This window comes from Micromonospora sp. Llam0 (genome assembly GCF_003751085.1).
In the GTDB taxonomy this organism is placed as follows: Bacteria; Actinomycetota; Actinomycetes; order Mycobacteriales; family Micromonosporaceae; genus Micromonospora_E.
In genome coordinates this window covers 112,379-139,137 of sequence record NZ_RJJY01000002.1, presented here as the reverse complement: position 1 = coordinate 139,137, position 26,759 = coordinate 112,379, and the positions used below count along the sequence as shown (strand labels likewise).

Sequence of the window (26,759 nt, the reverse complement as noted above, 5' to 3'; positions counted from 1 at the left end):
CGCTCCTTCGCAAGGATGCTGGCGGCAGCAGGGATGCTGACGGCAGACCGTAGACCTTGACCTGCGCGTCAGGGTCAAGCGAAGGCACCCCGGGGCAACTGCGCAATTTCTGCGAAGACTCGACATGATCGACTGGGGAAGATGAGCGAACTTCGCGTACGGCACCGAGCCGGGCGACGTGTTGCTTCCCGGAGGTACGCGTGTACCAGCCGATCCTGGATCCCCTCGCCGACTCGCTGGCGCTGAGCGCCCTCGTCGCCGCACTGCCGATCGTCACCCTGTTCCTGCTGCTCGGCGTGTTCCGGGTACCGGCCTGGTTGGCCGCGCTCGGTGCGCTCGCCGTCGCCCTGCTGGTGTCGATCGTGGCGTACTCGATGCCGACCGGGCAGGCGCTGCTGACCGCGAGCCAGGGAGCGACGTTCGCGCTGTTCCCGCTCGTGTGGACGTTCGGCACCGCGATCTGGATCTACCGGATGACCGTGACGAGCGGACACTTCGATGTGCTCCGGCGTTCATTCGCCCGGGTCAGCGACGACTAGCGGGTGCAGGCGATGGTGATCGCGTTCTGCTTCGGATCGGTGCTGGAAGGGCTGGCCGGACAGGGCACCCCGGTCGCGATCACCACGGTGATGCTGCTGGCGCTGGGCTTCGGCCCGATGAAGGCGGCCACCGTGGCGTTGGTGGCCAACACCGTGCCGGCCGCGTTCGGGCCGCTCGGCCTGCCGATCACCACGCTGGCCGGGGTCACCGACCTGCCAGCGGACGAACTCGGGGCGATGGCCGGGCGTCAGGTCCCGGTGATCGCGCTGCTGATACCGATGCTGGTCGTCGGAATGGTCGGCGGTCGCCGAGCGCTGCGCAGAACCTGGTACGTGGCGCTCGCCTGCGGAATGTCGTTCGCGCTGGCTCAGTTCCTCACCTCGAACTTCTTCTCGGTGGCTTTGGCCGACATCGTCGCCGGGCTGGTCAGCGCCGTGGTCGTGGCCGTGGTCGCGCGGGTGTGGCCGCCGCGGCGTGACGACGACCAGGCGGCCGACTCCGGGTCCGCAGAAGACGTCGTGGAGCGGCCGGATGCGCCGGTCGAGGTCTGGCGGGCGTACGCCCCGTACCTGGTGATTGTGGCGATCTTCGGCCTGTCGCAGGTGCCGGCGGTCGCAGGCGCGCTCAACTCGGTCACCGTGCTGTTCGACTGGCCGGGTCTGCACCTGCTGAACGTGTCCGGCGAGCCGTCGTCGTTGCCGGTCTTCCGGTTCAACTGGCTCTCCTCGACCGGCACCCTGCTGGTGCTGGCCGGTCTGATCACGATGGCGATCCTGCGGGTCACCCCGCGCGTCGCGCTCGTCGCGTACGGGCAGACATTGGCGTCGCTGCGTTGGGCGATCCTCACCGTCTGTGGGTTGCTGGCACTGGCGTTCGTGATGAACGGCAGCGGGCAGACCGCGACGCTCGGCACCTGGATGGCCGGCGCCGGCGGCCTGTTCGCGCTGCTCTCGCCGGTCCTCGGCTGGCTGGGCGTGGCGCTCACCGGCTCGGACACGTCGTCCAACTCGCTGTTCGGCGCGCTCCAGGTCACCGCCGCGCAGCGCGCCGGCCTGGACCCGGTGCTGCTGGCCGCCGCCAACGCCTCCGGCGGCGTGATCGGCAAGATGATCTCGTTGCAGAATCTGACGATCGCGGCGAGCGCGGTCGGGCTCAGCGGCCGGGAGGGTGATCTGTTCCGCCGGATGTTCGGCTGGAGCGTGCTGTTGATCTGCGCGATGGCGTTGCTGGTCGGCTTGCAGACGACCCCGGTGCTCAGCTGGATGGTGCCGTAGCGGCATGGTCCCGGACGCCGGGCCCACTGCGCGATCATTGCTGACCGATCCCGGCGTCGTGGGGCAGCCTGAGCACCGGCCGGCCGAGCATCGGCAGCAGGCTGGCCAACATCCCGACGGCGCACACCCACAGCGCGGTCCGTTCCCCGACGGCCTGGACCAGGAAGCCGCCGAACAACCCGCCGACCGGCATCATGCCCCACATCAGGAACCGCATGGCGGAGTTCATCCGCCCGTGCAGTTCCGGCGGGCAGATGGCCTGACGGTAGGTGATCTGCGCGACGTTCTGGATGGCGCTGCCACCGATGTAGGCGGCGTACCCGATCGGGTAGAGCGCCACCAGCCAGCCCTGACCCACCAGCGGCATGAGCAGCAGCAGCGGGAACGTCACGGCGAACGGCAGCCACAGCGTACGGGCGATGCCGAACGTCGCGACGAAGCGGTTGGCGAACACGCTGCCGACCACCCCGCCGACCGCGACGGCCCCGGTCACCAGGCCGTACGCCGCCGGCGACAGGCCGAGGGTGTTCACCAGCAGCAACGGCTGGACGGTGAGCAGCGCGTACTCGAACAGCAGGGCGATCATGCCGTGCAGCACGACCAGCCGGAGGATCGGTTGACCGGCGACGTACCGCACCCCGATGGTGAGCTCCCGGCCCAGTCGTGGCCGCCCACCGGGCCGGTGGACCTGCGGCTCCCGTGGCCGGATCCGGGCGAGCAGCCAGGCGGAGGCCAGGTGGCAGACCGCGTTGAACGCCAGCGCGCCCGAGGCGGTGATGACCTGGACCAGCGCTCCGCCCAGGGGCGGCCCGGCCAGTTGACTGCCGTTGCCGGCCACCTCCAGTTTGCTGAAGCCGGCCAGCAGCCGGTCCTTGCCCACCAGGTACGTGACGTAGCCCTGCTGCGCCACGTCGAAGAAGACGTTGCCGACCCCGATCACCAGGGCGACCACGTACAGCTGCTCCAGGCTCAGCGCCCCGAACGCCGCTGTCACCGGCACCGACAGCAGCACCAGCGCGCGGACCAGGTCGGCGGCCACCAGCACCGACCGCTGCCGTAGCCGGTCCACCCAGACCCCGGCCGGCAGCGCTACGACGAGGAAGGCGAGCGTGCTCGCCGCCACCAGGAGCCCCACCTGCTGGGCGGAGGCATCCAGCACGAGCACCGCGAGCAGCGGCAGGGCGACGAGTGCGACGTGGCCACCGGTGCGGCTGACCACATCGGAAGCGAGCAGCAGACGGAAACCGCGATGGGAGCGCAGCAGGTCGTCGGCTGGCCGTACCCGCTCGGGCGCATCCACTGTCGTCAAGGGACCAACCTCCGGGATGTCGTCGACCGAGTTGAGCCCGCTCTTGCGGCGGCGTCGGCCAGCCGCCGCACGATCTCGGCGAGAACAGCGGGGGTGGTGGCGAAGTTGAGTCTGACGAACCCCGCGCCCGACGGGCCGAACTCGGAACCGTCCATCACGGTCACCCGCGCGCGGTCGGCGAGGTCTGCGGCCGGCGGGTAGTCGCGCAGGTCGAGCCAGCCCAGGTAGGTGCCTTCGGGCGGGGTGTAGCGGGCCGTCGGCAGGTGTGCGCCGATCAGCTCGGCCAGCAGGTGACGGTTGCGGTCGAGTCGGCCGAGCACCGTGTCGAGCCATGGCCCACCGGTGCGGTACGCGGCCGTGGCGGCCAGCACGCCCAGGGTGGCGGTGCCGTCGGTGTGCAGCCGTCCGAGCTCACTCCACCGCTTGCGGTCGGCGTCGTTGCTGGTCAGCAGCTGGGCGCACTTCAGACCGGCCACGTTCCACGCCTTCGACGTCGACGTGGCCGTCACCGTGTGCCCGGCCGCCGCGTCGCAGCTGGTGGCATACGGGACATGCCGGTGCCCGGGATGCACGAGCGGCGCGTGGACCTCGTCGCTGAACACCCGGCCACCGTGCCGTTCGACGACCTCCGCGACGGCCAACAGCTCACCGGGCTCCATGACCGCGCCGAGGGGGTTGTTGGGGTTGCAGAGGACGAGCAGGTTCCCGCCCGCCGCGAAGGCGCGGTCGAGCGCGTCCAGGTCGTAGCCGTAGCGGCCCCCGGACGCCACCATCTCGACCTGGATGACGCGTCGACCGAGCAGCCGGGGTACGGCCAGGAACGGCGGGTACGCGGGCACCGGCACGATGACGGCCGAGCCGGGCCGGGAGAAGCAGTCGATGGCGACGTGTAGGGCACGGATGACGTCCGGCAGCGGCCGCACGTCCGCCGGCGACAGATCCCATCCGTACCTGTCGTGCTGCCAGGTGGCACACGCCTCGGCCAGCTGTGCCGTCAGCTGCGGCGTCAGGTAGCCGACCTGACTCCGGTCGACCGCGTCGTGCAACGCGTCCGCGATCTCGGGAGCGGTCCCGAAGTCCATCTCGGCCACACACGCCGCCAGCTTTCCCGGGCCGGCGGTGGCCCATTTCAGCCCACCACGCTCGCGCAACGAGTCGACCGTGACGACGTCGGAACCTGTCCACACCTGGGATGTCACCTACTCCGTCAGCACGTGTTTGCCGGCAGCGATGCTCGCTTCCCAGTTTTGCCCGTCGAACTCCACGAACTCGATGTGCTCGGCGGGGGAGAGGTCGAGGCACCGCGCGTTGACGCTGAAATAGCCGGTGGGGTGCGACCGGGGCCGGTAGAACGGCAGCACGCCGCAGACCGCGCAGAACGTGTGGTCCGCGATGCGGTTTCCGAACCGGTACGGCTTGAGGAACTCCTGTCCCTGGTGCAGCTTGAACCGCGCCTCCGGGGTCATCAACTCCTGATGGCCGTGCCGGTGGCAGATGCCGCAGTTGCACAGGGTGATGGTCAGGCTTCGACTGGCCGCTGCGGAAAATACCACCCCGCCGCAGTGGCAACTGCCGTCGTACCAAACGCGTTCGATGGTCTCGGTCGTTTCCGGCGCCGCTTCGGTCATGGCGTCACTCCGATCAGTTGGCGGTGGCGAGCGCGGGGAGGTCGGCGGGCAGGCCGAACGACATGGGCAGCGCGCGGTGCGGGGCGACCGAGTCGTACCGGAACGAGACGTGCCCCTTCTCGGTGGGTTTCCTGGTGAAGAAGATGAGCATGTCCCGGATGGCCGGCTCGGTGTCGTCGATCGGGTAGACCGGCGAGACGCTGTGCTTGTACTCGTGATCGACGACCATCAAGGTGTCCAGGAAGTCACCGTGTCGCGCCCTGCCCTTGAGCAACGTGGGATCCGTCTCGTGCCAGCGGCGGCCGTTGACCTCCCGCATGTCGTGCAGGAAGGTCTCCGCGCTGTCGGCGGTCATGTTCCGCGCGGACAGGAACGTGGTCATGGTGTGATCCACCCCGTCGGAGTGCACGCCCTCCAGCGCGGGTTCGCCCAGCAGGCCGGTGGTCGTGACGGTCCGCAGGTTGAACAGGGTGCAGATCCACTCGGCGCGGTCGTAGTCCAGCCGGGGCCGGTGCGCCACGTCGACGCCGTGGACGACCAGGAACTTGAAGACCAGCATCGCCTGCAGCGCGGTGTTCAGCTGCAGGTCGTCCTGCACCTCGTCGAACGTTCGCAGCGTCTCCGAGTCGTGCCGGACGAAGTCCTCCTCGCGGGAGAGAACGAAGGGCTGCGCCTCCAGTCGGTATCCGCGCCGCGTCTGCGGGTCCAGGCAGATCCGCCCGTTCCTGCTTTTGCGGAAAGGCAGGGTGGGGTCCGACTCCAACTGCTCGCTGACCAGCTTCAGCTGCTCGAAATCTTCGTCTGTCGCACCGAGATATCGCAGCAGCGATACCATTCTCGGCCCGTCGATGAACGCCCATCGGGCGCGGATGTACTCGGATCTTACATCCATGACGTCGGACATGGCGGAATCGTATTTCACAGCCTTCTCCACTCCCTGCAATGACCTTGACAGCAAGCGCTCTGAGGTCCACATCATGGTGCGGGTGGTGGACCATCGCTTCTTCCGAATTGCCCTTACGAAGGGTGATGGGTTACCGGCGGTAGTCGGGACATGAGAGCAACATGGAAGAAGACATCTTCCGTTAGTCGCGGAACCGTGTACACGGCCGAGGGCGCTCGTCAGCCTCACCTATTGCCGTTTCGAGATTTGACAACAACGTGGTAAGCGCCCTGCTCGGGGACACCACGTCAAGCCGAGAGGACGACCGTTGCCAAAGTTGATGTTCGCCAATTCAACCAGCCGTGCGATGGCAGCTCGGCCGGATGACGTCCCGGACGACGCGAAGGACTCCTACCGCTTCCTCGCCAACCGGATGCTGTGGTCGATGGACGAGGGTGACGTAGCTGTTCTTCCGGGCAAGGTCAGTGACGCGTGGCTGGCGTACGTCGCCGATCTGCTCGGCCTCGCGTCGCCCCCCACCGTGCTCTCCCTGCGTGACTACCCCGGCGGTGCCTGGTACCCCGGCGAGCGACCCCAGCTCGCCGAGGCCCTGCGCGGCCTCGTGGCGGCACGCGGCGACGGCGCGAACCCGTGGCGTCTGGAGTGCTACATTCACGACCGGGACATCGCCTCCTGGGAGCGTCTGCTCGGCATCGGCGCGGAGGATTCCGTGCGCTTCGCGCAAGGGACCGCTGAACTGGTCAACTCCAAGTCGGTCTTTCGCTCGATGGCGACAGCGTGCGGGATCCCGGTCGCGGAGGGGCGTGTGGTGGATCGTGGACCGGAGCTGGTCGACGGGGTGTCCGAACTGCTCGCCCGGACCGGGGCCGTCATCGTCAAGCAGGACGTGAACGCCGGCGGGGATGGCAACATCCTGCTGACCACGGTCGAGGGAGGCAAGCAGGCCGGTGCCCACTACGTGGTCCACCTGGCCGCGACCGATCCTGCGACGGTCGCGTCGGCGCTCGATCCGTTCGGCCTGACGGTCCTGCCCGACCTGCCGGCCGGCGCAAGCCCGGCGCGCAACGTCATCGAGGTCTACCACGAGTCGGCCCGTGAGCTGTCCGCCGATATGACCGTGCCGCGCACCGGTGCGCCGACGTTGATGAGCTACAGCGACCTACGAATGGCCGAGACGTGGAAGGGCAGCGTCTACCCGCCGCAGAACCTCACCCCCAGACTGCACGCGCATCTGGGTGCGTACATGCAGCAGGTCGCGATCGTCGCCCAGCAGCTCGGCTACTACGGGCCGATGAACATCGACGCGATCGTCACCAGGTCGGGCGAGCTGCTGTTCAACGAGTTCAACGGGCGGGTCGGCGGTACCACCGGCATCGACATGATCGGGCGTCGACTGCTCGGTCAGGACTACCTTGACCATCACGTCCTCGCCTCGCGGATCGACGTGCCCGCGCCCGGGTGCGACATCCTGGTGAAGGCCCTGACCGAGCAGGGACTGCTGTTCACCCGGGGATCGGACCACGGCGTGGTCATCTACAACGACACCACCGAGGAGACGGGCACGGTCGAGTACGTGGTGGTCGGCCGTAGCTGGGCGGACACGTCCCGCACCGAGGAGCAGCTGACCAGCATGCTGAGCAAGCTCTGAGCGACCCTGAGCGGCTCCGAGCAGGTCCGGCAGGGTGTGGTCCGGCTGTGGTTCGTCCAGCGCTGCGGTGATTTCGTCGACACTATGTGGACGACGCTGGACGCGGCCGGGGCGTGAGTCCGTCGTGCAGGACGGCGAGGATTCGTTGCTGGCCTTGCTGATCGGGGCCGACCTGCTCCAGCGCCCGCGAGGTGCCGATCATCAGCCCGACCAACTCGGCTGGGGCGATGTCCGGGCGTACGGCTCCGGACTGCTGCGCCCTGGTCAGCAGGTCCCCCATCGCGTCGCGCAGGTCCGCGCCGGCTGAGGCGATCGCCGCCCGTACCGCGGCCATCGCCTCGTCGTCGGAGTCGACGGCGTCGGTGAAGGCATGCTTGACCGTCGACTGTTTGACGGCCTCGGTGAAGAACGCGAAGAAGCCGGCGCCGACGTCGCCGGCGGCGGCCATCTCCCGCGCGTACGCGGTGATCTCCCGTAGCCGGGACATGAACACCGCCTCGATGAGAGCGGCCTTCGTGGGGAAGTGACGGAAGACGGTGCCGATCGCCACGCCGGCGAGCTCGGCGAGCTCCTCGGTCGAGGCGGACGGACCGGCCGCCGCGAAGACCTGTTCGGCGGCGGCGAGGATCCGGGCCCGGTTGCGCTGGGCGTCGGCCCGCATCCGTCTGGGCTGCGGCGAAGACGAGGAGGAGGTCACGGAGGCATTATCCAGCGGGAAGAAGATGAGTCGAAGACTCCGGTTGACAACATGAGTCGCTCACTCATATTGTCCTGGTTGTGAAGACGATCGTGATGACCGGCGGCACCTCGGGATTCGGCGCGGACACCCGGAGGCGCCTGGTCGCGCAGCCCGGCACCCGGGTCCTGTCCGGCACCCGCCGCGCCGCGTCGGGCGACCCCGACACCGCGTCGGACGGGCCCGACACCCTGTCCCTGGACCTTGCGCGGCTGGACAGTGTCCGTGCCTTCGCCCGGGCCGTCACCGACCGGCTCGACGGCACCCCGATCGACGCGCTCGTGCTCAACGCCGGTCTCAGCTTCCGTACCGGTGACCGGCGCACCGTCGACGGCTTCGAAACCACCTTCGCGGTCAACCACCTCGCGCACTACCTGCTGATCCGGCTGCTGATGCCCAACCTCGCGCCGAAGGCGACCGTCATCGTCACCACCAGCGGCACCCACGACCCCGACCACGACACGCTGCTGCCGACGCCGCCCCGACACGCCGACGCGCGCCTGCTCGCCCGTCCCGACACCGACCCCGAGCGCGACACCGACCCACGATCGGCCGGCGGTCGCGCGTACACGTCGTCAAAGCTGTGCAACGTGCTGACCGTACGGGCCCTGGCCGCCCGGCCCGAGGCCCGCAGCGGGCAGTGGCGGGTCCTGGCGTTCGACCCCGGACCGACGCCCGGAACCGGTCTGCTGCGCGACACCTCGCCCACGATGCGGCTGGCCTGGCGGATACTCAGCCGGGCGACCCGCCTGATGCCCCGGTTCAACCGCCGGGAGGTGGTGGCAGCGGCCCTGACCGACCTCACCCTCGGCGCCGTCACCGCCCCACCCGGGCACTACTACGCCCGCGTCGTACGCAACCAGCTCACCTGGACCGCCCCGTCCCGCCTGGCGCGCAGTGACGACGCCCGGGACGCCCTGTGGGCCGACAGCGCCGACCTGCTGTCCCTGCCCTGACCGCCCGGACTCACCTGCGACCGGACGGGCCGGAAACCTAGCGAGGCTGCTGGCTCCGTACCGCGACGAACGCCTCCTCGGCCAGGGCGACGGCGACGGCGGGCAGCCGTGCAGCGGCAGGGCCCAACGACTGGTTTCCCCCGATTGCGTTAAGGTCCGCCACGATGACCAGGCCTTCGTGCCGGACGAGCGCCGTGGTCTGTTTGCTGTCCGGGTTGTCGGAGCCGCCGTCCTGAGCGACTCGGATCTCGTCAGCGACCGTGGCCGGCCCGTCGGGCAGCGTGTCTCCGGTTGGCGACGTCGACAGGGACGTCCAGTCGGACACTGGTGATGGTGAGTGCTCCGCGAGTGCCTGCTCCTCGCTGTCGAACAGCGTGACCTCAACGGCCGCGAAGCCTCCCGGCCTGCCCGGCAGGCCACCCATCAGCTGCCCGCATCGGACGGTACCGTCCTCCATCGAAATGAACGAACGGTTGTCGCGGCCGAGGTCTTCGGCGAGGCTGTCGGGCATCGCGCTCTCGCCGAAGACCTCGGCCACGACGGCGAAGTCGATGGATCTGCAGATCTCCGGGCTCACCTGGTACGGCTGGTACGTCGACCCCGTGGCATTGGGCCCGGTGGTCGAGCTCGTGCAGCCGGCCAGCAGGATCGGTGGCAGGACCAGGAACAGTAGGCGGCGAATGTCGACTGTCACGACGATAGTGGTTCCTGTCCTTATCGACTGTTTCACTTTGGGTGTGCGGGCAGTCCGAGCAGCGCGGTGGCCCGCCACAACTCCTTGAGCTCTGGGACCGTCAGCGTACGGTCCACCACCATGGCGTACGCCATCGCCCGCCGCCCCGAGTCCGTCGACCTGCCCGGCGTACGGGTCCTGCCGCTGGATGTCACCGACCCGGACTCGGTCGCCGCCGCCGCGCGGGCCACCGGTGACGTCACCCTGCTGATCAACAACGCCGGGGTCGCCACCGGCACCGACATGGTCGGCGGTGACCTCGATTTGATCCGCCGGGAGATGGACACCCACTTCTGGGGAACGTTGCACATGATCCGGGCCTTCGCGCCACAGCTGGCCGGCGGCGCGATCCTCAACGTTCCGTCGGCGCTGTCCTGGAGCGCCTACCCGGGTGCCGGCGGGTACGCGGCGGCGAAGGCCGCCGAGTGGAACCTCACCAACGCCGTGCGGCTGGAACTGGCCGCCCGGCCAACCCAGGTCACCGGCCTGCTGATGGGGGCTGTCGACACCGACATGATGGCCTCCTACGACGTACCGAAGAACGAGCCTGCGGTGATCGTCAAGGCCGCCCTGGACGGTCTTGAAGCGGGTGAGTGGGAGGTGCTCGCCGACGAGACGGCCCGTGCGGTCAAGGCATCCCTCGCCGGAGACCCCTCCGGCGGTCAGAAAACCTGACCAGAGCGTACGGCGGTGAACAGCAGCGGCGTGCCGACGCCGAGCCGGGCCACGGCGTCGGCGACAGTCTCGGCCAGCCACCCGATCGCGTCGCAGGACCACTCGACCAGCTCACCGCGAAGCGCCACCCCGTGCAGTGGCGGGCCGTTCCAGAAGCTGTCGTCGAACAGCGGAGCCGGGGTGGCGTCGGCGGCCGCGAGGTCGTGTGACCGGTACCCGAACACATCCGGACCCAGGTCGGCGAGTAGCTCGGTGAGCTGGACCGCCACGTCGGGTAGCGACGGCTCCCGGCCGCTGTTGACGGTGACCTCGACCGGCGTCCGGTCCGCCGGACCGTGGCCGGTGAACCACGGCATCGTCCGGGTCGCCGGCACCGGCGCGTACGGCGGGCGGGACGCCGGGTCGAGCCCGTGCACCGGTAGCAGCAGCTGCACCGCGGACAGGTCGAGCGGACCCCGCCGTGCCGTCACCTCTTTGGCGCAGTGCAGGAACGGCTGCACCGGCAGTGGCCGGTCGCCCGCCACCGCGCTGGCGTCGACCTGGAACCAGGACAACAGGTCGGCGTTGGGTGCGGCGGCCGGGTGCTCCCACCCGGCGTCGTTCGTCGCCCACAGGCCACCCGACCGGAGCATGCCGTTGTCGCGATCGCCGCCAGCCGAGGAATCGTCGAGCCAGCCCATGGCGAGTGACCGGTGGTAGAAGAGCGAATAGGCGTCCAGCTCCCCGCCGGTCCCGTGTGGAACATCGTCTGCGGGTCCGGTGAGGAGGCTGCCGTAGAGAGCGGCGAACATGGTGCCGGCGACCCGACGGGTCGCCGGCACCAGGCCCGGCCGTGCATTGATGCTGCGTTCCGGCATGCTGTTTCCTTTCCAGTCGCCGGGCAGCTGAGACGGTACTGCTTTTCGGAAGGGTCAGTATACCCGGCAGGCAACGTCGTTTTGGCGATACGGCCACTCGCCGGTGTCGATTTCGCCGATCACGTCGACGTCGACATGATTGCGCCACGACGTCAACTGAGTGTCGTCACAGTCGTGGCGCGCGACGGTGCGGTCGCCGCTTCCGGTGTAGGGCCGTAGTTCCCTGGTCGACGAGCAGGCCTTCTGCCGCCAGCTGTTGTCCGTGTACCACTCGTAGAGGCAATTGAACACGTTCGCCCGGTCGTTGCTGCAGTTTCCTTGCCGCCACCAGCCGTGGCCCGACACCGCCACTCCGGTGCCGGATCGGTGGGGGTTGTCCCTGCCGCTTTCTGGTGTGCAGCCGATCAGCGCCGTGTCTGCGGTCGTGCCGGCGGCCGTCGTCATCGGGATTACCCGGCCGGCGCTGTCCAGATAGATTGCGGTGCTGGCGGAGTCCGGTGGTGCGATTCCCGGCACCGCGACCGCGGCTTCCGCTGGTCCGGCCACGGCCTGTGCCGGCGCGGCAACAACGCCTCCGAGGGCGAGGGCGGATGCGGCCAGGGCGCTGAGCACCCGTGTTGCTTGTTTCATTGATCCTCCCCGTGCTGGAACAATCGAGTCCGCGTGACTGAGATAGCGCGACCTGCAGCCACGCGGGAATTGTTGGCCGGCGAGTGTGGGTTGATCAATTCGCCCCGTACGACGACCAACAGCCACGACGCTAATCGATTGATTTGCAAGGTGCAACCCGGCGCCGACGTGAATTAAACTGATCATGAAACAGGGTGCGAGGATCGGCGCCGGGCTGCGGAGTTACCTGGCTCGGTGTCAGAGGGGCGCGGTCGGGGCGACGGTCGACGGAGTGAAGGTGTACGGGCGGCCGCAGTAGTCCGGGATCGGGGTGATGTCGAGCAGCGACACCCGGCAGACCTGGATGACGAGGCGGTCGATGCCCCGGTCGTAGGCGTCCGCCCCGAGGACGAACGCGATCTCGACGCGGCCGTTGTCCACCCGGCGGGCGGTCTCGTCGACGACCCGCTCGCCGGCGTACGCGGTGTAGCTGGCAATGGTGTAGCGGCTGTCGTCGCGGCAGACGGCTCCCGGGTCGGTTGGGAACGGCCGGTCGACGACCACCCCGGTCACCCGTACCGCGCTGGCTGGCGGGGCGAGGCGCCATTCGAGCTGACCCTGGGTGTAGCCGTATGTGCAGGTGTCCCCGGACGGGACGGAGAACCGCTGCAGGATCGACGGGCTGGCGGTGGCACCGCTGGCCGCGAGGGCGACGGCGGCGAGCGCGGCGGCGAGGACGGTCGCCGCGCGCAGGACTGTGCGCTTCATCTGCTTCCTTCTGCTGGTCCGGGTGCTTTTTGGACGGTCGTCGGCACCGGTCGCGGTGCGGCGGATATTAAATCCAAGCTTACCGATGTGACGGTTTGAAGTCATCTATTGACTGTCGGCTGGCCCTGTGTGGCGGAGTTGCCGGCTGGGTATCGGCTCGTGCAGCGGCACCGACCCGACGAGTGTCCACCCCTAGCCCGACGAGTCCGCCCCGCGAAGGAGACACGGCATGAGCCAGGTCACCGAGGCTGCGCCGCAGCAGTCGACCGGCGTACCCGAACCACCGACCGGCTGGCGCCGCTTCCGCTACATCGGCCCCGGCGTGCTGTGGGCGCTCGCCGCCCTCGCCACCGGCGAACTGCTGTTCACCCCCCCGGGTCGGCGCCCAGTACGGCTACAGTCTGATGTGGGCACTGGTTGCCGTACTCGTCCTCAAGCTCTTCGTCACCCGGGAGATCGGCCGCTACAGCGTCGTCACCGGCCGCCGGCTGCTCACCGGACTGGCCGGCCTGCCGGGGCCGCGCGGCTGGGCCATCTGGGTGATCCTGGTGCCACAGCTGGTCGTCGGGATCGCCGCGATCGCCGGGATCGCCAGCGCCGCCGGCAGCGCACTCGCGCTCGCCGTACCCGGTGCGATCCAGCTGTGGACCGGCGTGGTCATCGCCGCCGCCGCCGGGCTGGTGCTGGTCGGACACTACACCGGCGTCGAATGGGTGTCCCGGGTCCTCGGCGTCGCGCTCGCCCTCGGTGCCGTCGTCGCCGCGATCCAGGTCGGGCCGGACCTGACCGAGGCCGCCGCCGGGTTCGTTCCGGTGCCGCCGGACGATCTGCGGGTCGCCGAGATCCTGCCCTGGCTCGGTTTCCTGTCCAACGGCGCGGCCGGGCTGATGTGGTACTCGTACTGGATCACCGCCAAGGGCATCGGCCACGCCGGGGTGCCGGCGGCCGACCGCCGCGACCCGCGGCACCTCGACAGCCACCAGATCGACCGGGTACGCGGCTGGCTGCGGACGATGACCCTCGATTCGACGTTCGCCGTGGTCGGCGTCGCGCTGATCACCGTCGCGTTCCTGATCCTCGGCGCCGAACTGCTGCGACCGGAAGGAATCGTGCCTGCCGAAGCCGACGTCGCCCGCGACCTGACCCGCCTGTTCAGTGAGGTGTTCGGCAGCGTCGGCTTCTGGCTGATGGTCGTCGGCCTGGTGTCGGCGTTCTGGACCGCCACGCTCACCAACATCGACGGGTGGCAGCGGCTGTACACCGACGGCGTGCGGCGTGTGCTGCCGGCGCGGCTCGCCGACCACACCCTCACCCGTCCGGCGGTGATCAGCCGGACCGCCATCGTGCTGTGGCTGGCGATCCTTCCGTACGCCGTGTTCCTGGTCTTCGGCAATCCGGTCGCCCTGCTGACCCTCGCCGGGTCGATCGAGGCCGTGCACATCCCGCTGGTCGCCGGACTCGTGCTGTGGCTCAACCGGCGGACCATGCCGCGCGCCCTGCGCGCCGGGCGGGCCGCGACCGCGTTGGTGGTCGCCGCCGTGGTCTTCTTCACCTGGTTCGCGCTCTACTACCTGTGGCAGCAGTTCACCGGCTGACCGGACGTGGCCGACCTGTTGCGGTCGGCAGCGCGATCCGCCACCATGGTGGATATGATCACTTCCTACCGGAAGGGCGGAACCGCCCTCGCGCGGTGACCGCGCCCACGCGGCGTGACGCCGCCCGCTCCACCTCCCCGGCACCAGCTTCCGATCGGCCCGTCGCCTACTGGCGGCTAGCCGAACCTGTCCGGCGCGAATGGCTCGACCACGGGCTCGACACCGAGCCGGCCGACCGGGCCGCCACAGAGGACATCCTGTCCCGGATCTATGCCCGGCACCTCCGTAGCCGACCCCGGTTCCGTTGGGTCGACTCGCCCCGTCAGGCGCTGCCGCTGCTGACCGGCCTGCCCACCCACGACCAGCTCCAGCAGTGGATCAGAGGTCGACAGCCAGCCGGGAAACCCCCGCTGGCCAGCGACATCGCCGCCGGACTGTCCCGGCTGCGCAGCGCCCTGGACACGGGCGCCGACCATCCCGACCTGACCCCACCACCGGCCGGCCGGAAAAAGCACGCCGGGGACAGGGACGCCCGGAAGAAGGACGCCGGCAAGAAACTGGACGGTGCCGGACCGAAATGGCCGGTACTGCCGCCCATCGAGGCGCTCGCGGCCGGCGTACCGCTGCGGGTCGTCCTACAGCAAGGGGTCCGCGACACGTTGCGGACCAGCCTGGTCGACGGTTTCTCCCTACCGGTCCGCGCGGCACTCGCGGCCGTCGGGCGGCAGCCGGTGCCGACCGCCTGGTACGGCCAGCAGGACGCGTACTGGGTGGCGTACTACGACGTGCTGCGCCGACTCGGGCTGGCCTGGTACCGGCGGGCCGACGAGACGCAGCTCGACGAGTGGGCGACGCTGGTCCGGTCCACCGGCTGGTGGTGGCCGGGGGAGCGGACCTGCGTACTCGTCGAACGTCCGGCGGTGATCCGGACCGGGCTGGTGCCGGGCAGCTGCCACGGGGAGCGGCGACCCGCGCGGGACGGCGACGGCCCGATCGGGTACCGGGACGGCTGGCGACCACTCGGGTAGCCACCGGCGGCCGCCGGCCCTTGCCGGCGGTCGACCGGCCGGTGGGTCAGCAGTGGAACTCGCCGGCGTCGTAGACGGCCCGCAGCACCTCCGTCGGCGCCACCAGGATCTTGCCCACCGCGTCCTGAGACACGGTGAAGCCGATCGCCAGCGTGCCGCTGCTGACCAGGTAGTTCTCGGAGTACGGGTTGCTCTCGGCGGTGTGCCGGGTGAGCTGCTCGCCGTACGCCTCGCGCAGCTCGGCACTGGTGCTGCCCACCGTCACCCCCTCGGCGGTCGACAGCGACGACTCCTCGACGACGATCATCGCGGCGATGTCGTCCTCGGCGGTGTAGACGACCACCCCGGCGAACTCCTCGCTGCCGACCAGCCGGTCCGGGCAGAAGTCGCCCGGTTCGGTGCCGAGAGCGCCGGTCGCGGTCAACTCGGCGACGCTGCCGCTGACCCGCAACGGGCCGATTCCGCGCGTCGTGATCAGCAACTCGTCGTCGGCGTCGGACGACCCGGCCGGATCAGCCGGCGGGGTCGCCGACGCGGTCGGCCCGGCGGGCGTCGGCTCCGACGGTGAGCGGCCCACCGCCCACATCGTTGCGGCGACCGTGACCAGCACCGCGACCAGCAGGACGACCAGCGATCTCGCAGGCCGTCGTGTCCAGCGGCGTCGCGAAGACCTGCGTCCAGTCGCCCGCCGCGCAGCCGTACACCCGTAGCTCGGTCTGCCGGAGCTGCCCCGGACCGACGTCTGCGGGCGACACCGCCGCCGCGACGTGCGTCCCGCCGGCGGGCAGTGGGTCGAACGTCGTGCCATGACTCCTGTCGTCCAACCGTCGCGTCGCCAATGCCCGGTCACGCTACCCGGCCGCCAGACCGGCAGGGATCGGCAGGTCAGCGGTTCGCAACCGACCATGTCGGGGAGCCTCGCATCGGGCGGTGACGGCCCGGCGCCGCCGTCCGGACCGTCGCGGCGACCGATCGGCACCTCACCCCAGCAACGGGTACGGCCAGCTGGCGACGCTGTCGACGTCGGCCGCCAGGTTCATCTGCCCGAGGACCAGGTCGACGTCCGCCAGGTCGAACCCCTGCCGGTCGACCTGGCCGATCCGCGCGTTCACCAGCAACTGCGGCAGCCCGAGCAGCGCCACCTCGGTTCCATCGGGGTACCGGAAGGCGGGCCGTCCCCCGGCCGAGTGGTTGGCTCCGTGCACCGAACCCGTCGCATCGTCGCGTGCGCGTTCCGCGTGCACCTGCATCCGGTCGGTGGCGCCGCGTTCCAGGGTGACGCCACCGTCGACGAAGGTGCCGTCGAGGAACCCAACGGAGGCATGGACCGCGCGTGCGTCCGCCGGCACCTCACCGAGCTGGAACGGCAGCATGATCCGTTGCGCGAGATCCAGCCGGAGCGCGGCGAGTACCTGCCGGGCGCGATCGTCCCTGTTGGCCTGAACCCGCAGCTGCAGCCCTGGCACCGGCTCCTCCCGGATGACCACCCCGTAGTCGCCCCGCGTACTGACCTCGTCGAGCAGGGCCATGTCCCGACCGATCGAGGCGTGGACCAGATCCTGTTCACCGAGGCCGATCTCCAACTGCTCGTACCCGTCGCCGCTGGTCCAGCGGTAGTGCCGGGCGGTGGCGGTGAGCTTCGGCGCGGCGAAGTGGACCATGTTGGGGTCGGTGCCGACGCGGGACGGGTCGCTGCTGGCCCCGGGCTCACCGGTTACCCGGGGCAGCTCGGAGGTGCTCGCGCCGCCGGGCGCGAAGGACCCGTCGCCCAGGCCGCCGGTCACGGTGACCGCCCCTGCGGTGACGAGCAGTACGGCCGCGAACACCGCGGTCCCCGTCCACAACCGGCGTCGGCGCCGGTACACCCGACCACGCGACGTGGCGCCGGCGAGTAGACCAGCCGCGTCGACGTCACCGGCGGCACGGCCGCGCAGGCTGTCGGTGAGAAGTTCCTCGACGTCGTTCACGAACAGTGACCTCTCTCGTCAGTGGGTGACCAGGTGGCGGGTACGCAGCTTCGCCAGCGCCCGCATCGCGTGGGTCCGGACCGTGGCCGCCGAACAGTCGAGGATCTCGGCGATCGACGCGTCGTCGAGATCCTCGTAGTAACGCAGCACCAGCACGGCGCGTTGCCGTTCGGGCAGTCCGGAGACGAGCCGCCACATCGCGTCGTGTTCGGCGGCGGCCGTACCCGGGTCGTGACCGGGCCGGTGCACCGCCGACCGGTCCAACGCGGTGTTGATCAGCTCAGCGGTGGCGGGCGTCTCTCGGCTGGAGCGGCGCCGCCACCATGAGGTATTGGCGTTTACCAGCATCCGCCGGATGTAGATGTCCGGCCGGTCGGTGCGGCTGATCGACCGCCACCGGACGTACGCGCGGCCGAGGACCTCCTGCGTGAGATCCTCTGCGCGGTGCCGGTCCCCGGTGAGTAGGCGGGCCAGGCGTACCAGTGCTGGGCCGCGTGCCGCCACATAGTCCTCGAACGTCATCGCTGCGGTGATCCCTTCGGTTGCCTACCCGTACAGACGCAACCGCATGCGGGACCTGTTGACGCTGTCGACCCGTACCACCCGGTCTCCGCCCGGCCGGATACGGATCAGCCGGCCATGCCCTGCGGCGGATCAGCCGGTCACGCCTTGGAGTTGGGGACCAGGAAGTGCGGGCCGACGAACCCGACGTGGACGCGGCGGGTCGCCCCGTCCGTATCGTCGTAGAAGTAGATGCGGGGGGCGAGACCGCCGCCGCCCTCGCTGACCTTCAGGTGGGCCTCCATGTAGATTCGCTGGCCCTGGCCGACCGCCGGATCGACGTCGAACACCCGTGAGTCGGCCTGCCGGCTGTTGCGCAGCGTCTCCGATTCGCGCATCGCGAGCCGCTTGCTGGTGGCCGGCCAACTGAGTGGGTCGCCGCGCTCGCACCACGACCAGAAGTTGCCGCCGCCGCCGCGCTGTTTCAGCTGGGCGTACGCCGCCAGCGCCTGCAGCCCGCGCCAGGCCGAGTTGCCCCACGCGTACGCGCTGGGGGCGGTGTCGATCCCGTCCAGCTCCCGGGCCGCGGTCGGGGCGATGCTCACCCATTCGGCCAAGTGCTGCTGTGCGGCGGCGACCGCCTCCGATACGTCCTGCACGGTCTCCGGCCGGCTCGGCGCGCCGTTGGTTGAGCTCGGGACCTGGGACAGCCCCCAGAACAGATCGGACTGGCCGTTCGCCTCCATCGCCTGGCGCAGCCGGCCGAGGTGGCCGTTGGCCCGGGCGAGTTCGCGCTGCACCTCGGCGAGTTCCTCCTGGCCGATGTCGATCTCGAGTTGCAGGTCCTCGCAGAGGCGTTCGAGCTTGTCGTAGTCGGCGGTGGCGTGCTCCTCGCCGGAGAAGACCTGCAGCTCGGCGGGGATCCGGCGTCTGGTGGACAGCTGCGCGACCGCGTAGACGATCCGGTTCACGGCCGCCTTGCCACTGCTGCTGTTCAACACCGACGCCGGTACATACCGGTGCCGCCATCCGTCGGCCGTGGTCTGCAACGGTGCGGGCAGGTATGTACGTACGGCACCGGGCCAGACGGCGAGCGGGCCCAGTTCCGTCTTGAACGCGGCGGTGGCCGTTTCGTCGAGCGTGACGACGGTGGCGATGCCCCGGGTGCGGTGGGCGATCCGCCGGGCGCGCTCCGTCCAGTGCGGGTCGGCGTGTTCGACCGGCGCGGCGCAGACGATGAACGGGATGCGCCGTTCGGCGCAGCGCAGCAGCTCGATGAGGCCGGGGATCCCGGCGGTGGTGATCGTCGCGACGTCCGAGACGATGTCGGTGGCCCCCAGCGACGGTCGGTCGGACAGGGCCAGCAGGTCATGGACGACGCGCGGTGGGCCGACGGTGACCGGTTGGGACGGTTCGTCCGTCTCCATGCCGAGATCCACCCACATATGGACCACGCCGCCGGTGGCGAGAGCGCGCAGGGTCACCGACCAGACGGCTGATCCCTGGCTGACCCGGGACTGCGCCTCGATCCCGTACATGTCGTCGCTGTCGAGGACGCGCAGGTGCAGTACCTTGTCACGGACGACGGTTTCACCGGGGCCGATTGGTGTCGCATCAGGATCGTCCAGTGCCCACCGGCTGAAACTCTCGTGTGCCAGCTCCACGACGGCCCGCTGGTCGGATTCGTCGGTGCAGTCCTTCCAAATGGCTCGGTAGAGGAGACTCATCTGCTGCTCCCGAGTCACTCGGCGACGGCGCGTGGGCGGCGGACGAGCCCATCGCGTATCGCAGAGAGTACCGAGCTGATGCACGCACCGGCATCGACCGTACTTCCATGCCTGGCCGACCCCGGCGGACGCCGGTACGGCGCCGAAGCGGCTACGTTGCCCCGACCCGATGCGGTGCCGACTAGCGGTAGAACGGGTAGCCCGGGTACACGTACCCGACGCCCCAGAACGGCGGGTATCCGTAGTAGCCGTACAGCTCCTCGTAGTACTTGTCCTGTGACACGAGCTCCGGGTCGTAGGGCGGGGCACCGGCCACCCGCTCACTCGACTCGTTGATGTGCACGACGTCGTCGGTGATCCGGACGATCGCGTCGACCGGGACGAACGACGGGGTGGCCCCGAAACCGAGGATGCCGCCGTGCTCGACCCGCAGCAGCCGGACCTTGTGTTCGGCTTCGTCGATCAGCAGGTCGTCGACCTTGCCGATGTCGTTGTCGTCCGCGTCGCGTACCTTCCGGCCGCGAATGTCCTCGGCCGGATCGGCGACCATTTCGTGGGCGTCGCTCATTCTGACCAGCTTTGCCAACCCCTCGGTCATGGTGGCCCCCTTCCGCTCGCCAACTGCCTCACCCCTTCCGGGTTACCACTTCCGCCGGCTGGCAAACCCGCCGGCCGGCGGTCACAGCAGCAGGGCCCTTGGATCGGCGTCCATGGTGTGCAGGAGATGGGCGGCGTCGTGTGCGCCGGGGCAGGAAGCGGCGGAGAACGCCCGGGCCAGCGCGATCATCTCGGCGGCGGGTAGCAGGGTGCCCTCCCGGTTGCGCAGCGGCAGCCGGACGGTGCCGTCCGGGCCGCTGACGGTGAGTACCGGGTTGCTGGCGGCGCCGCCGCTCTTCGGCTCCGTGCCGTTGTTCGGTTTCCTGCCGTTGTTCGGCTCCGTGTCGCTGTTCGGTTCCGCATCGGTGGTCGCGGGGGAGCCGAGCGAGATCGTCACGGTCTCGGCCGTACGCAGGTCGACGGTGCGGGTGGCGAGTCCCCGTACGGTGAGCCGGGTGCCGGACAGCCACGCTCCGGTCCGGGTGACCCGGGCGATCGGCAGGCCGATACCGGCCGACGCAGCCAGGGCGAGCCCGGTGCCGAGCAGTACCGGCAGGGTCGGCTGGTCCCCGCCGCCCGCGACCACCAGCCCGAGCAGGCTGCCGAGGCAGCACCCGGCGGTGACCAGCCCGACGCCCAGTACCGACAGCACCGCGAGCCGGGTCGGCCGGCTGGTCGGGTATCCGATGGACAGTTCGAGTCTGCCGTGCCCGTGATCCATGGCGGAGATCGTGCCATTGTCGATCAAGGTCGACGACGGCGGTGGTGGCGACCGGTCGCGACAGCGGTGGCGGTGGCCGACGGGACGGTGATGGGGAGGGATCCCGCCGGCCACCGGGATCACCCGCGCGAGGCGTGGGACGTACCAGCGTATCGGACGTCCGCCAGTGTCGGGATCGGCCGGTGCGTCCACCGTCCTCGTTGGTCGGCGTCTTGATGGTGGCCGATCGGGGCGCCGCCAGCGGAATCCGGACGACCTCCGAGGAGTCGACGAAGGCGAACCCGCAGCTATTTCGGGTTTTCAAACTTTCGGCGTGGTTTCACCGGCGCGTTGAGCATTGCACCACTGTGGGTACCCTGGCAGACTCAATCTGCGTCCGCCGATGGCGGTCAATCGATGGTGTCCCAGGGTGAGGAGTCCGCGATGGCGAGAAGCCGTGGCACGCGCTGGGAGATCACCGCCGGTGCCGAGCTGAATGATGCTCGGGTCGCCGCTCCCAATACGTCGCCCGGTGGCTATCCGTCACCACTGGCCGGCCTACTCTTCTGTGCAACTTGCGAACGGCAAATGATTCCGATGGCCAGGCTCAACGGCTGGGTGTACGGTGCCCCGTGCGGCTGCCGGCTGAGTCCGGTGGACGCGCTCACCGTCGAACGTCTCGTGTTCAACGCCGTGGCGGCTCATCATCCGGATCTGTTGGCCGGCACCGCCGTCGGGGATCTTTCCTCGGCGTTCCGGGAGGTGCTGTCCGAGGTTCGGATCGGTGGTGCCGCAGACGAGTTGGAATTCATCTGGTCCACGTGACCAATGTCCGCCAAGTGCTCTCCCCGACCTGGATCTTCACGTTAGGAAAAACGTCGTCCGGATCGCCTGCCGCGCTCCGGGTGGCGACGCGTGCCCCGCTGGCGCGTCCGATGATTCCGGCTGGACTGATATATATGACGTACAATGTTGAGAACGTGGAAGTTCCGGAGCTGCCGCCGGGTACGGTGCTCCGCTTCGCCGTCTCCGAATGGCGGTACGGGCGAGGTCCGGTGCCCGGCGAACCCTTCGATCTGCTGATCACCCACGTCCGGACCAGCTCCGCCCGCAGCTACGGCGGGCAATGGGTCTGGGCCGACGGCCACCACGTCGACTGTCGACCCGACCATCCACCTTGCCAACAGGCGCTGGTCAGCGTGGCCGCGGTGCGGCGGGCCGCCGTCGGCGGACATGCTGGCGTCCAGCCGCCGCCCGCCGAGCAGGTGGTGGTCGACGGTGCCGCTGCTCGCCGATGAGTTCTTCCTGCTAGCCCATCACGACGTCACCGGGCGCGCCCGGCTGCACCCCCGGGCGGTCGGGCTCGGTCTGGCCAGCGCGGTCCTCGCCGAGCTGGTCACCGCGCAGGCCGTCGTCGTCGACGCCGGTCACGTCTGGGTGGTCGATCCGACGGCGCCGGCCGACGCGCTCGGTCGTTCCGCGCTGCGGCTGCTGCTCGACGAGCCGGAACACACCAGCGTACGGGTCTGGCTGACCGTGCTGTCGGAACGTGCCCCAGACCATGTCGCCCAGCGGCTGACCGCCGCCGGCGTGGTCCGACCCGAGCAGGTCCGCCGGCTGATGCGCACCCGGACGATCCACGTACCGGTCGACATCAACCTCGCGGCCTGGCCGTGGGCGCGGTTGTCGCTGCGGCTGCGCCGGATGGAACCGCTCGACGAACCCGACCTGTTCCTCGCCGGACTGGCCGTGGCGACCGGACTGGACACCTACCTGCTCGACGGTGCCGAGCCCGAGGTGGTCCGGCACCTCGACGTCCTGCTGCGGGCGCTGCGCCCGGCGCTGCGTGACCTGCTGGGCCAGACCGGCGCGGCGGTCGGCAACGCGGTGCTGAGCGGGCGTACCTGAGCCGGCCCCGCCCAGCCACGGCCGGCTCGACCTGCCCACCGCACGATTCTCCTACCGCGCGATTCTCACCTACCGCGCAATCCAGCTGTTTCATTCCACCCACACTCTCACCCTCCTGGAGCGTGCCGATGAACGCGACCACACCCGCGATGACCGTCCGGGCCGCCACCCACGACGACATCCCTCAAGCGGCGACGCTGCTCACCGAGGCGTTTCTGATCGCACCGGTCTCCCAGTGGCTGGTGGGGGACATCGATGCCCGGGTGACCACGTTCCGGTCGCTGTTCATCATCGAACTCGAACACGCCATCGACACCGGTGCCGACGTGTACGTGGCGGGACCGTTCACCGGGGTGGCGATCTGGTACCAGCGTGACCAGCCGGAGTCGGCCAACCACATCACCGTCCACCAGCGTCGACTGATGCTCGCCGCCGGCATCTGGCAGCACCGCGTCGCCGCCCTGCACGGGGTTCTCAGCGGACACCGGCCGGACCGGCCGCACCGGTATCTCGCGTACCTCGGCGTCACACCCTGGCTGCAGGGCCGGGGCGTGGGCACCGCACTGCTGACCCACCAGCACCGGCAGCTCGACGCATCGGCCACCCCGGCGTACCTGGAAGCCACCACGCCGCGCAACCGCGGCCTCTACCTTAGGCACGGGTACGTCGCCGACGAGCCGGTCCAGCTGCCGGACGGCCCGCCGATCTGGCCGATGTGGCGCGCGCCGGCTCAGGGCGACCAGCCGCCCGGCGACCGCGACGGCGACCAGCCGCCCGGCCATGACGGCGACCAGAGTCGGGACCAGCGACCCGGACCCGGGTGACGATCGACTCTGGCCGGATCATCGGAGCCGCCGGGAACCAACCGGCGTCGGCGGCCGACCAATGCACCAAGCCCCGCCCAGAGGCACCCTCGGCGGCCCGATGATCGAGAGGTAACCCGTCCATGCACTCCACCCTTCGTCGCGTCGCCCGCGCCGGTGCCGTCGCCGCAATCGCCGGTGGCGCCGTCCTGCTCGCCAGCTCCCCGGCGGCGGCGCACGTCACCGTCACCCCCACCGTGACCACCGCCGACTCCTACACCGTGCTGACGGTGTCGGTGCCGCACGGCTGCGACGGCTCGGCCACCACCAAGGTCGCCATCCAGATCCCCGACCTGATCAACTCGGTGACACCCACCATCAACCAGGGCTGGACGGTCGAGAAGGTGATGGCCACCCTCGACCCGCCGGTCACCGACAGCCACGGCAACGAGCTCACCGAGCGGGTCGCGGAGATCGTCTACACCGCCAAGACCCCGCTGCCCGAAGGCCACCGCGACGTGTTCGAGCTGTCCCTGCGGCTGCCCGACGCGGCCGGCGAGACCCTCGTCTTCCCCGCCATCCAGACCTGTGAGCAGGGCGAGACCGCCTGGGCGCAGGTGCCGGCGGACGGCCAGGACAGCCACGAACTGGACTACCCGGCACCGTCGTTCGTCGTCACCGCCGCCGACGCCGACGGCACCGCCGCCGGTGACGAGCCCGCCGACGACGCCGAGCCGACCGAGCTCACCACCGCCGGTTCCACCACCAGCGACGGCGGCTCCGTCGTCGGCTGGATCGGCCTGATCCTCGGCCTGTTCGGCTTCATCGCCGGCGGCCTGGCGCTGCAGCGCACCCGGAAGACCACATAGGCGTGTGGTCGCCGCACCGGGTACGGCGGGTCGTACTGCTCGCCGTACCCGGACTGTTGTCCGGAGCCCTGCTCGGTCTGCTGCTCGCGCTCGCCAATGCCGGCCCGGCCGCCGCGCACGCCACGCTGCTGGCCAACGACCCGGCGGACGGCGCGCTGCTCGCCGAGGCGCCGCCGTCGGTCACCCTGACCTTCGACGAGCCGGTCCAGGTCCGCGCCGAGGGCGTGCAGGTGCTCGACGCCGCCGGGTCCACCGTCGACGTCACCGCCAGGTCGGTGGACAGCACCGTGGTCGTCGACCTGCCGACCGGCCTGGCCGACGGCACGTACGTGGTCAGCTGGCGGGTGATCTCCGCGGACAGCCACCCGGTGGCCGGTGGGTTCAGCTTCGCGATCGGCGCGCCCACCGCCGGCAGCGTCGCGATCCCGGTCACCGAGCCGGACCTCGCCCTGCGGGTGCTCCGCCCGGTCACCGAGGCGCTGCTGTACGTCGGCGTGCTCGGCGGCACCGGGCTGGCCGTGTTCGGCCTGTCGTTCCTGCCGATCCCGGCGCGTCGACGACAGTTGCCCACGGTGCTCGGGCTCGGGGTCGTCGCACTCGTCGCGGTGGCGGTGATGCCGCCGGTCACCGCCGCCTGGCAGGACGCGGCCGACGTCGCCGCGTTGGCCGGCCCGGCCACCTGGCGGACCGGCTACCTGTCCGACCTCGGCCTGGCCGCCGGGCTCACCGCCGCCGGCGTGCTCGCGGTCCTGGCCGGAGCCCGGCTGGAGACCGGCGGTACCGGGGCGGCCCGCCGCCCGGCCGGTGTGGCGGTGTTCGCCGGGGCCGGGTTGGCTCTCGGCGCGTTGGCGCTGGTCGGCCACACCCGCAGCTTCGGCCCGGTCTGGCTGACCCTGGGTAGCGACCTGCTGCACCTGGTCACGGCTGCGGTGTGGCTCGGCGGCATCCTCGGCCTTGGCTACCTGCTGTCCCGCCGCGCCGCCCCACCGGCCGGCGGCAGCGTCGACACCCCTGCCGGCGGCAGCGTCGGTGCGCCGTCGGCCGTGCAGCGGGCCGGCATCGTGGCCAGGTTCTCCCAGACCGCCGCGTTCCTGGTCGCCCTGCTGGCGGTGGCCGGAGTCCTGCTCGGCTGGCGGATCGTCGGCTCCTGGTCGGCGTTGTTCGGCACCACGTACGGTCTGGTGCTGCTCGGCAAGGTCGCGGCGGTGGGGGTGCTCGTCGGCATCGCCGGCTGGAACCGGTACCGGCTGGTGCCCCGTACCCGCCGACCTGACACCGAGACGGCCGCCCTGCGTTCGCTGCGCCGCACCGTCCGGGCGGAGGCGGTGCTGCTGGTCGGGGTACTCGCCGTCACCGGTGTGCTGGTCACCCGGGACCCGACGGAACGGGCCTCCGACACCACCGCCACCGGCTCGGCCGACGGCCGTACCAGCGCCCTCGAGCAGTCCGTCGTCGCGGACGCCGCGCTCGGCGACGGCCGGGTGCAGATCCGGATAACCCCGGGTGCCACCGGGATCAACGCGCTGGAGTTGGCGCTGTTCGACGCCGCCGGGCAGCCGTTGGAGCCGGTCGCGCCGCCGACGGTGACCGTGACGCTGCCCGAGGTCGGGGTCGGGCCGTTGGACCGCCGGCTCGCCCAGACCGGCCCCGGACGCTACGAGGCGGTCGCCGACTTCCCGTTGCCCGGCGGCTGGGAGGTCACCGTCAACGCCCGTACCTCCCGGTTCGACAGCCCGATCGCGACGATCCCGGTGGAGATCCGATGAACAGGTTCCGACGACGTGCCGCGGCACTATCCGGCGTGGCACTGCTGGGGCTGCTCGGCGCGGTGCTGCTGGGGCTGGCACCGGCGGCGCTGGTGACGCTCTGGTCGGCGGCGCCGGCGGCGGCCCACACCCAGTTGGCCGGCGCGGCCCCGAACGGTGCCGGTGCCACCACGTTGACCTTCACCTTCGACCACGGCTGCGACAACGCGGACACCAACGAACTGGTGGTCGAGATGCCGGCCGGGGCGATCGCCGGTTCGACGACCGGACAGCCGCCCGGATGGGCTGCCGAGGTCACCCCCAGCCGAGTCAGCTGGACCGGGCCGGCGATCAGCGCCGAGCAGATCGCCGCCGGGGTCGCCGAGTTCTCGGTGCTGGTCCGGTTGACCGGGACGGTCGGGCAGACCTTCTGGTTCCCGGCGGTGCAGCGGTGCGTCGACGGCGACAGCTACGAGTGGTCGGACACCGGGCCGGGTGCCGAGCGGCCCGCCCCGTCGCTGATCGCCACCAACGCGGTGCTCGCGCCGGCACCACCGGCGGCTCCGGCCGATCAGCCGGCCGGCGGCGGTGGCGGCGCCAGTGTCGCGCAGGCGCTGACCGCCGTAGGGCTGCTGGTGGTCGGTGCCGGTCTGGTCGGCTACCGACTGACCGGACGGTGACG

The 26,759-nt window shown here is 70.4% G+C and carries 28 protein-coding genes and 1 pseudogene; 13 read left to right on the top strand and 16 right to left on the bottom strand.

What is annotated here, in order from left to right:
- Positions 1–200: 200 nt before the first annotated feature.
- Positions 201–1,814: pseudogene (locus EDC02_RS27680) on the top strand (L-lactate permease).
- A gap of 34 nt (positions 1,815–1,848) precedes the next feature.
- Here EDC02_RS27680 and EDC02_RS27675 read toward each other — a convergent pair.
- Genes EDC02_RS27675 through EDC02_RS27660 form a run of 4 tightly spaced genes read right to left on the bottom strand, consistent with a single transcriptional unit; the run spans position 1,849 to position 5,655 of the window.
- Entirely contained in the window at positions 1,849–3,114 is a 1,266-nt protein-coding gene (locus EDC02_RS27675; RefSeq protein WP_233606682.1) for an MFS transporter, read from the bottom strand.
- Between the two features lie 5 nt (positions 3,115–3,119).
- A complete protein-coding gene (locus EDC02_RS27670) occupies positions 3,120–4,310 on the bottom strand; it encodes a MalY/PatB family protein (protein WP_233606473.1) in 1,191 nt (396 codons plus the stop codon).
- Positions 4,311–4,322: 12 nt separating this feature from the next.
- Positions 4,323–4,751: a GFA family protein gene (locus tag EDC02_RS27665; protein ID WP_123605289.1), complete on the bottom strand. Its 429-nt coding sequence runs from the start codon at positions 4,749–4,751 to the stop codon at positions 4,323–4,325.
- A 13-nt stretch (positions 4,752–4,764) separates the two neighbouring features.
- Complete coding sequence (locus tag EDC02_RS27660) at positions 4,765–5,655, bottom strand: 2OG-Fe dioxygenase family protein (protein WP_199757936.1); 891 nt, start codon at positions 5,653–5,655, stop codon at positions 4,765–4,767.
- A gap of 346 nt (positions 5,656–6,001) precedes the next feature.
- On the opposite strand from EDC02_RS27660, the gene EDC02_RS27650 reads away from it, so the two are divergent.
- On the top strand, positions 6,002–7,303 hold the full coding sequence (locus EDC02_RS27650) for a peptide ligase PGM1-related protein (RefSeq protein ID WP_123605286.1): 1,302 nt from the start codon (positions 6,002–6,004) through the stop codon (positions 7,301–7,303).
- An 82-nt stretch (positions 7,304–7,385) separates the two neighbouring features.
- On the opposite strand, the gene EDC02_RS27645 is transcribed toward EDC02_RS27650, so the two are convergent.
- A complete protein-coding gene (locus EDC02_RS27645; protein ID WP_199757935.1) occupies positions 7,386–8,000 on the bottom strand; it encodes a TetR/AcrR family transcriptional regulator in 615 nt (204 codons plus the stop codon).
- A gap of 80 nt (positions 8,001–8,080) precedes the next feature.
- Here EDC02_RS27645 and EDC02_RS27640 point away from each other — a divergent pair, with 80 nt between their 5' ends.
- Positions 8,081–8,995 carry an SDR family NAD(P)-dependent oxidoreductase gene (locus tag EDC02_RS27640; RefSeq protein ID WP_199757934.1) on the top strand — a complete coding sequence of 305 codons (915 nt, stop codon included), beginning with the start codon at positions 8,081–8,083 and terminating at the stop codon, positions 8,993–8,995.
- A 37-nt stretch (positions 8,996–9,032) separates the two neighbouring features.
- Here the strand turns inward: EDC02_RS27640 and EDC02_RS27635 are convergent, their stop codons facing one another.
- Positions 9,033–9,689 carry a hypothetical protein gene (locus EDC02_RS27635; protein WP_123605283.1) on the bottom strand — a complete coding sequence of 219 codons (657 nt, stop codon included), beginning with the start codon at positions 9,687–9,689 and terminating at the stop codon, positions 9,033–9,035.
- 120 nt (positions 9,690–9,809) lie between these two features.
- On the opposite strand from EDC02_RS27635, the gene EDC02_RS27630 reads away from it, so the two are divergent.
- The gene (locus EDC02_RS27630) at positions 9,810–10,403 is read left to right on the top strand and encodes an SDR family NAD(P)-dependent oxidoreductase (RefSeq protein ID WP_123605282.1); all 594 of its coding nucleotides are present in this window, start codon (positions 9,810–9,812) and stop codon (positions 10,401–10,403) included.
- Here EDC02_RS27630 and EDC02_RS27625 read toward each other — a convergent pair.
- The 3 genes from EDC02_RS27625 to EDC02_RS27615 all read right to left on the bottom strand — a co-directional run bounded on the left by EDC02_RS27625 (position 10,391) and on the right by EDC02_RS27615 (position 12,637).
- On the bottom strand, positions 10,391–11,260 hold the full coding sequence (locus EDC02_RS27625) for a hypothetical protein (RefSeq protein ID WP_123605281.1): 870 nt from the start codon (positions 11,258–11,260) through the stop codon (positions 10,391–10,393). The genes EDC02_RS27630 and EDC02_RS27625 overlap by 13 nt on opposite strands.
- A 54-nt stretch (positions 11,261–11,314) precedes the next feature.
- On the bottom strand, positions 11,315–11,872 hold the full coding sequence (locus EDC02_RS41930; RefSeq protein ID WP_233606472.1) for a hypothetical protein: 558 nt from the start codon (positions 11,870–11,872) through the stop codon (positions 11,315–11,317).
- 255 nt (positions 11,873–12,127) lie between these two features.
- Positions 12,128–12,637, bottom strand: a complete 510-nt coding sequence (locus tag EDC02_RS27615) for a hypothetical protein (protein WP_123605280.1) — start codon at positions 12,635–12,637, stop codon at positions 12,128–12,130.
- Positions 12,638–12,885: 248 nt separating this feature from the next.
- Here EDC02_RS27615 and EDC02_RS27610 point away from each other — a divergent pair, with 248 nt between their 5' ends.
- Entirely contained in the window at positions 12,886–14,232 is a 1,347-nt protein-coding gene (locus tag EDC02_RS27610) for an Nramp family divalent metal transporter (protein WP_255500657.1), read from the top strand.
- A gap of 95 nt (positions 14,233–14,327) precedes the next feature.
- Positions 14,328–15,260: a DUF6745 domain-containing protein gene (locus EDC02_RS27605; RefSeq protein WP_123605278.1), complete on the top strand. Its 933-nt coding sequence runs from the start codon at positions 14,328–14,330 to the stop codon at positions 15,258–15,260.
- Between the two features lie 46 nt (positions 15,261–15,306).
- On the opposite strand, the gene EDC02_RS27600 is transcribed toward EDC02_RS27605, so the two are convergent.
- The 7 genes from EDC02_RS27600 to EDC02_RS27570 all read right to left on the bottom strand — a co-directional run bounded on the left by EDC02_RS27600 (position 15,307) and on the right by EDC02_RS27570 (position 20,773).
- A complete protein-coding gene (locus EDC02_RS27600; protein ID WP_123605277.1) occupies positions 15,307–15,837 on the bottom strand; it encodes a hypothetical protein in 531 nt (176 codons plus the stop codon).
- Positions 15,773–16,099, bottom strand: a complete 327-nt coding sequence (locus EDC02_RS27595) for a hypothetical protein (RefSeq protein ID WP_148083653.1) — start codon at positions 16,097–16,099, stop codon at positions 15,773–15,775. Before EDC02_RS27595 ends, EDC02_RS27600 begins: the two co-directional genes overlap by 65 nt.
- Before the next feature lie 141 nt (positions 16,100–16,240).
- Positions 16,241–17,227 carry a hypothetical protein gene (locus tag EDC02_RS27590; RefSeq protein ID WP_123605275.1) on the bottom strand — a complete coding sequence of 329 codons (987 nt, stop codon included), beginning with the start codon at positions 17,225–17,227 and terminating at the stop codon, positions 16,241–16,243.
- A gap of 18 nt (positions 17,228–17,245) precedes the next feature.
- Positions 17,246–17,749, bottom strand: coding sequence for a SigE family RNA polymerase sigma factor (locus EDC02_RS27585; protein WP_123605274.1), 504 nt, complete (start codon positions 17,747–17,749; stop codon positions 17,246–17,248).
- Between the two features lie 140 nt (positions 17,750–17,889).
- Positions 17,890–19,455, bottom strand: coding sequence for a hypothetical protein (locus tag EDC02_RS27580; protein ID WP_123605273.1), 1,566 nt, complete (start codon positions 19,453–19,455; stop codon positions 17,890–17,892).
- A gap of 181 nt (positions 19,456–19,636) precedes the next feature.
- Positions 19,637–20,053: a PRC-barrel domain-containing protein gene (locus EDC02_RS27575; RefSeq protein ID WP_123605272.1), complete on the bottom strand. Its 417-nt coding sequence runs from the start codon at positions 20,051–20,053 to the stop codon at positions 19,637–19,639.
- Positions 20,054–20,134: 81 nt separating this feature from the next.
- Complete coding sequence (locus tag EDC02_RS27570) at positions 20,135–20,773, bottom strand: hypothetical protein (RefSeq protein WP_123605271.1); 639 nt, start codon at positions 20,771–20,773, stop codon at positions 20,135–20,137.
- A 576-nt stretch (positions 20,774–21,349) separates the two neighbouring features.
- Between EDC02_RS27570 and EDC02_RS27565 the strand changes: the two genes are divergently transcribed.
- From EDC02_RS27565 to EDC02_RS27535, 7 genes are all read left to right on the top strand, one after another.
- A complete protein-coding gene (locus tag EDC02_RS27565) occupies positions 21,350–21,577 on the top strand; it encodes a hypothetical protein (RefSeq protein ID WP_148083652.1) in 228 nt (75 codons plus the stop codon).
- Positions 21,578–21,732: 155 nt separating this feature from the next.
- A complete protein-coding gene (locus tag EDC02_RS27560; protein ID WP_123605269.1) occupies positions 21,733–22,050 on the top strand; it encodes a hypothetical protein in 318 nt (105 codons plus the stop codon).
- Positions 22,031–22,660: a GPP34 family phosphoprotein gene (locus EDC02_RS27555; protein WP_233606471.1), complete on the top strand. Its 630-nt coding sequence runs from the start codon at positions 22,031–22,033 to the stop codon at positions 22,658–22,660. Before EDC02_RS27560 ends, EDC02_RS27555 begins: the two co-directional genes overlap by 20 nt.
- Positions 22,661–22,788: 128 nt before the next feature.
- A complete protein-coding gene (locus tag EDC02_RS27550) occupies positions 22,789–23,484 on the top strand; it encodes a GNAT family N-acetyltransferase (protein WP_123607152.1) in 696 nt (231 codons plus the stop codon).
- A 122-nt stretch (positions 23,485–23,606) separates the two neighbouring features.
- On the top strand, positions 23,607–24,332 hold the full coding sequence (locus EDC02_RS27545; RefSeq protein WP_123605268.1) for a YcnI family protein: 726 nt from the start codon (positions 23,607–23,609) through the stop codon (positions 24,330–24,332).
- Between the two features lie 2 nt (positions 24,333–24,334).
- The gene (locus EDC02_RS27540) at positions 24,335–26,098 is read left to right on the top strand and encodes a CopD family protein (protein ID WP_123605267.1); all 1,764 of its coding nucleotides are present in this window, start codon (positions 24,335–24,337) and stop codon (positions 26,096–26,098) included.
- Entirely contained in the window at positions 26,095–26,757 is a 663-nt protein-coding gene (locus EDC02_RS27535) for a DUF1775 domain-containing protein (protein WP_123605266.1), read from the top strand. Before EDC02_RS27540 ends, EDC02_RS27535 begins: the two co-directional genes overlap by 4 nt.
- Positions 26,758–26,759 lie beyond the last annotated feature (2 nt).